Annotated in this window: 2 protein-coding genes and 1 pseudogene; 1 reads left to right on the top strand and 2 read right to left on the bottom strand. The window is 37.6% G+C overall.

Annotation, left to right across the window (positions count from 1 at the left end):
• Positions 1-132 precede the first annotated feature (132 nt).
• Positions 133-693: pseudogene (locus CWB66_RS09960) on the top strand (SPFH domain-containing protein); the annotation flags it as partial.
• A gap of 50 nt (positions 694-743) precedes the next feature.
• Here the strand turns inward: CWB66_RS09960 and CWB66_RS09955 are convergent.
• Positions 744-1,874 (bottom strand): CsgG/HfaB family protein, encoded by a 1,131-nt coding sequence (locus tag CWB66_RS09955; RefSeq protein WP_138585260.1) that lies wholly within the window; start codon positions 1,872-1,874, stop codon positions 744-746.
• A 118-nt stretch (positions 1,875-1,992) separates the two neighbouring features.
• Complete coding sequence (locus tag CWB66_RS09950) at positions 1,993-5,991, bottom strand: hybrid sensor histidine kinase/response regulator transcription factor (protein WP_138585259.1); 3,999 nt, start codon at positions 5,989-5,991, stop codon at positions 1,993-1,995.
• Positions 5,992-6,147 lie beyond the last annotated feature (156 nt).

The following is a 6,147-nucleotide window of genomic DNA, read 5'->3' as shown; positions in this document are numbered from 1 at the left end:
ACTCCAGCAAGGCGACAAAATTAGCTTGGATGGTTTTGATGAGTTCAGGGAAAAAATAATAAGGCTCATTGGTGGACATGCGTTGCATTTATATAAAATCCAAAAAGTTGCCTAGGGGTCTGATCAATGCCTGATTTAAATATTAAATTTGATTTTCATGCTGTTATTGCTATTGAGAGTGGCACTGTTAAAACTGTGGTAGAGCAGTACGGCGCCGAAAATTGGTATAAACGCTTTGTACGTGAAACTTTCAGAACGTATGTGCGCGATACAGTACAAAAATACGATAGTGGCGAGCTTAAAACAAATCGTGAGAAAATTGCGAAGGAAGTGACTCTGCGCCTGCAAAGTTATTTATCGACAACGCCGTTTAAACTTGCAAACGTTGTAGTAGGCAATATTAATTACCCCGATATTGTTGCTAATGCAGTTGAGAAAAAATTGGCAGCTCAGCAGCTATTATCGGAAAAAGAAACACAAAAAGAGATTGCCAAAAAAGACGCTGAAATTAGGGTTGAAGAAGCCAAAGGGATTGCTCAAGCTCAGAAGATCATTAACGCAACACTAACAGCTAATTACATTCAACATGAAGCTATTAATGCACAAATAAAAATGGCTGAGTCACCTAATCATACAACTGTTTATATTCCGGTAGGTAATAACGGAGTACCACTTGTTAAAGGCGCTAACTAGATAGTGAGTACTTGGGTAGCTCTTTTTATTAGCTACCCAAGCCAAAGCCATTAATTAAATTTAAACATGTTACTTATACTTTCGAGGCTAGATTTGTTCGTTTTGGCAATACAACCACTGTCATCAAGTGACTTTTTAGTTGTTTCATCAGCTAAACCCGTTACCTTTAGTTTTTTGTCTTGTTGGTACTCACGAAGTGCGATAACTGTTTTACGATCGTATTCAACATCTTGTGTTTCAAACTCTTCGTAATCAGGCTGGTTTCTTAGGTAACCCAAGCACACTAAGCTTAGGCGCGACATTGCTAAATCCATTTTCTCATAATGTGGCATTCTGTGGGTTGGTACATCAACTGTTACAGCGCTCTTGCTGGCTGTTTCTGCGCGTTTAGTTGCTGGTGGCGGCGCAGTGTAACCCGGTGCTAAAGTATTGTTACTGTTATAGCGATAGTAGGTATCTGGGATTTTAGTTTCTAAAAACTCAACCGCTTTAATAATAACTTCACGCAGGGCTTTTTCTTTAGGGGTATCAGACCATCCACTAATATTGCCACCAACGAGTGCGCCACCAAAATTGGTTGCAGCGCCTGTGAAATCAAAATCTTTACTACCCCCTTCAACACTCGTTGCAGCTAAAATGCGTGATGTGCGAGTGTCTATAAGGCGTAGATCAATTGCCATATGTGAACCCGAAAAACCGGCAGATACAGAGCTAAATACATCACCGATAAAGCCGCCACTGCCAACACTTGCACCAGAGCTATCGTCATCAAATTCTGTTACCGCAGCAATCACGACTATTTCAGCGCCTTCAATCTCACCATAAGCGGCACCCGATGATGCACTAACGCGACCGGAGGCTGCTAGGTCTTGTTCTGATAAAACCGCATCAAGCGCTTGGCGCTCTAAAACAATAAAACGATTTGTTGATACTAGAGCGGTAGTTAATTGATCCGCCATACCGTCGCCTATTTCTTTACGCCACCATTTTGAATTATTTGATTTGTCGGTGAAGCGTGCAACTGCAATTCGGGCTTTTGGACCGTTGTATTGTTCCTGTGCAACTGCATTTATATCAGGTGAGTTTTGACCCGATGTCACATTGGTTGAAGTGCTTTGACAAGCGCTCAGAGTGGTCGTTAATAGTGCAGTTAATAGTAGTTTTTGTGGTGCTTTTAACATATGACTGTCCTTAATTAATATGCTTAAAGGAAATGTTGTGCATTCCCTTTAATATTTATATTCATGTTAATTTAGTTAAATCAGTAAGTTAAAAATAGTACTGGCGCGAAGTGTTTGGTCACACAGGCGAAGTTTTTAATCTTTTTTCACGAAATTGCTTAGGCGACACTGCATATTTTGCTTTAAAGCAGCGAGCAAAATAACTTTGTGAATTAAAGCCGACTTGTTGCGCAACTAATCCTATTGCAAGATTACTGTTTTTCAAAAGTTCTTCTGCGAATTCTAAACGAATGTTTCGAATGTAGTCGCTAGGTGTTAAGTTATACAAGGCTTTCATTTTTAATTGCAAAGCGCGAGGGCTCAGGTAAAGCGCTGCTGCAAATTCTTCTACGCTAAACGCTTCGTCTTGATAATGCTCTTTTACTATTGCTTTTACACGCTGGGTAAATATGTAGTCTTTACTTTGTACCATTTGTGGGTCGAGTTGGATTGTTTGTGATAAAGCCGGTAGCTGCTGTTTTAAATGTTGATTAAGCACTTCTCTAATCGTTAATAACCCTTGAACGCGGCTTAGTAAAAGTTGCGGCTCAAAAGGCTTACTTAAATAATCATCTGCAAGTAAGTCTAGGCCTTTTAGTTTACTGTTAGTATCAGCCTTTGCTGAAAGCAATAGAACTGGAATGTGGCTAATAGCCGTGTCGCTGCGCAGTGCTTTAATAAACTGATAACCATCCATAACGGGCATCATTACATCACTTATCACTAAATCTGGCATTTCATTTGTACATAATGCTAAGCCTTGTTTGCCATTGAATGCACTTATGCATTCATAGCTGTTAATAAAGAGAGAAGTCAGTAAGTCACGCATTTCGTCGTTATCTTCAATAATAAGAATTTTATTACTTTTTGCGCTACGTTCATTGTCGTTTTTAGATGTAGTAAGCACTGTGAGGTTGGACGCTTCTTGTTTTTGAGCTGTTGGCAATGAAACCGTAAAGCAGCTACCTTTATTTATTTTACTTGTTGCATTTATGGTGCCTGCGTATTGCTCGGTGAGCTGCTTTACTAGCGCTAAGCCAATACCGCTGCCACTTTGATTATTGGTATTTATACGTGTAAAACGTTGAAAAATTGCTTCAAGGTGCTCTTTATCTATACCGACACCCGTGTCTGATACAGATATTACAAAAGTTTTATTTTGAGCTGATAGTTGAAGTAGCACTTTTCCTGTGTTTGTTGTGTATTTGTGAGCGTTACTCAATAAGTTACTAATAATTGAAGTTATATGTTCATGCTCTAACTCAAGGTAAATACTCTGCTGCGTTAAATCTTTAAACTCGAATGTAATATCTTTTTGTTCAAATAGAGGAGTAAAGTCTTCTATTAGCTGTATTATCAATGGCTTTATAGCATAGGGCGTTACGTATTTTACTGCTGAACTAGGGCGTTGGCTTAATTGCAAAAGTTGATTTATTTGATCTAATAATTTATGACTGTTGCGATGAATCATCGCTAGTTTTTGTTGAGTGTCTGAATCTTTATGGCTTTTTTGTAAACTCTCAAGTGGCGCTAATATTAAGCTCAATGGTGTTTTAAGCTCATGGCTAACGTTATCTAATAGTTGAGTTTTTAAGTTACTAAGCTCTCGCTCTTTTAAACTAGCTTGTTCTGCTATTTTAGCTCTATACCTTGCGGTTATAATTAACCAGATTATAAATAATACGATAATGATGTAAGTGACATAAGCGACATTGTTCTTCCACCAAGGTGGAGTAACCGTAAGCGCAACCATCGTTTTATCATCACTCCATTGGCCGTATTGGTCTTTAACTTTTACAATAAAGTGATAGCTTCCAGCGGGAAGTTGAGAATAGCTAACTTGCCTCTGATTTTTGTTTGCGTATAAAAACTGCTTATCTAATCCAGCTAACTTGTAAGCATATTGGTATTGAGAAGGGGGCTCTGCACTGTTTAAAGCAGAAAACTTAAAACCGATAACTCCATCTTCTTCTTTAAAAAAGAGTCTGTCTGTATAGCTTATAAGCTTAGCCACTTGAGTATTGGCTTTTATATATTGCTGCGTCGCGACTGACTGGTTATAAATAAGTAAGTCTGTAATAATGGGTTCTGGAGGTTGGGTTGCTAGAGTTAGTTTTAACGGATCAAATTGATTAAAACCATTAATACCACCAAAAAATAATTCGCCATCATCGGCTTGAAAAGCGGCACCTAAAATAAATGAATTATGCTGCGCTCCATTTGCGGGTAAAAAATGCTGCATTTTTTGAGTCTTAGCAGCATAACGGGTTAGCCCTTGATTACTACTGAGCCACAAGTAGCCGTTGCTATCTTGTTTAATTGCAAAAATATTATCATTAAGTAAGCCATCGAACTCGGTAATTTTTATAACGTTGTTTGTTGGGATATTTAATTTATTGAGCCCGCCAAAAGTACCTACCCATAAAGTGTTTTTATCTTGTAAATGCAAGGATGTAACCATGTCGTGCGTTAAACTATTAGGCTTTTTAAGATCGCTTTGGTAATGAGTAAATATTTCATCATTTAAAGAAAGTTTATTGAGCCCTGCACGGGTTCCAGCCCATATAATATTGTTGTAGCTGTCATAAGTAATACTAAAAACAGTATTATTTGAGATACTATTTTTATCTGTGCTGTATTTAAAGTGTGTAACTTGCAATGTATCGGGGTTAAAACGCGTTAATCCTTCATTACTGCCCAGCCACAAATTACCATTTTCATCGCCCTCGATTGCATAAATACGGTTACTACTGAGTTGATGACTTTGCACTGTAAAAGCTGAAAAACTATCATTAACTGGGTTATAAAGTAGTAAACCACCGCCGTATGTGCCTATCCATAAGCGCTTCTTGGCATCTTCATAAAAACTAAATATATTGTTGTTAGTTAAGCCCGTTGTAGGGTTTTCATTCACTTTATAACGTTTAAAACCATTATTAGTTTGCTTGTTAAGGCCATCGCGTGTGCCAATCCAAAGTAAGTTGTTGCTGTCTTTGAGTATTGCTCTTACAAAGTCATTCGAAATTGAAGCCAGGTTATTGCTTTGATGTTTTTGATGACCAAACTGAGTCTGCCTTTTATCATAGCGATGTAACCCATAGCCGTCTGTACCAATCCAAATAATACCTTGAGGGTCTTGGTAAAGTGACAATAGGTGGTCGTTAGCTAAGCCATGTTTTAAATTTGGAGAGTGAGTAAGTTGCTGAAACTCTTTACTTAATAAAATGTCTTTAGTTTGATAATAAAGACCATGACCATAAGTGCTTACCCATAAGTTTTTTTCATCATCAATAAGCATATCAGTTACCCAAACATTTTTGAGTTGCTCAAAGTTATAAAATGCGAGTGTGTTTAAGTCAAAAACACTTAGACCAGTTTTGCCTCCTAGAATTAACTGGCCGTTTGATGCTTTTTTTAATTGCCAGAGTTGTTTTGGGCTATTAGGTATGTGTGTGAACTGATTTGTTATTGAATCGAATTTAATAAGCCCAATATTACTTGCTAACCAAAGGTTTTTTTTGTCATCAAAAAGCATATCTTTAAAAACAACATTTAATTGATTGATGTCTTGATAAGTAAATAATTCGGTAGTATTTGTGTTTGTATTTAACCGAGTAAGTTGCCCCTTATCGTGACCAATCCAAATTGTTTCGGGGGAATTAGAGATAATTGCTGAAATGCGTTCGTTTGTAATAGAGGGGGTTGAATACTGGTTAAAAACACTAAAATTTCCTGTTTCAGTATTTAATAAGTTGAGGCCGTTGCTTGTTGTCGCAAACCAAAGTTGGCCGTTTCCTAAATTCAGGCAGTCTGTAATCCAATTCCCCGAAATACTCGGTTGTGAAGGGTTGAATTTATAGTGTTTAAATTCATATCCATCGAATCGGTTTAAGCCGCCTTGGGTCGAAAACCAATGAAATCCCTTTTCATCAGTGGTACTGCAGGTAATTGAATTTTGCGATAAACCTTGCTCATTTGTATATGTATCTAAGTACAGTGGTAGGGCAAGCGAGCTAATATGAAATAATAATAAAAAGCTGATGACTTTATATTTTATGATTGTTTTAATTGCTTTCACAGACTTCCTATCTCTTGTGAATCCCTAGGGCGTGTTGACCTTTGTGGATTGAAATTTGTTCAATCTAGGGGCGATTTAATCTCGGCGCGAGGTTTGTAACCTAGTGGGCTAAGTAAAAAACTAGCAACTAAGTGTTAGTCGTCCCTAGATAAGAAC

The sequence above is a fragment of the Pseudoalteromonas sp. S558 genome (genome assembly GCF_005886635.1).
Taxonomy (GTDB): Bacteria; Pseudomonadota; Gammaproteobacteria; order Enterobacterales; family Alteromonadaceae; genus Pseudoalteromonas; species Pseudoalteromonas aliena.
This window is presented reverse-complemented; position numbering and strand designations above follow the sequence as displayed.

Coding starts and splice junctions, on each gene's coding strand:
- CWB66_RS09955 (WP_138585260.1), bottom strand. CDS start 1,874: ATGTTAAAAGCACCACAAAAACTACTATTAACTGCACTATTAACGACC.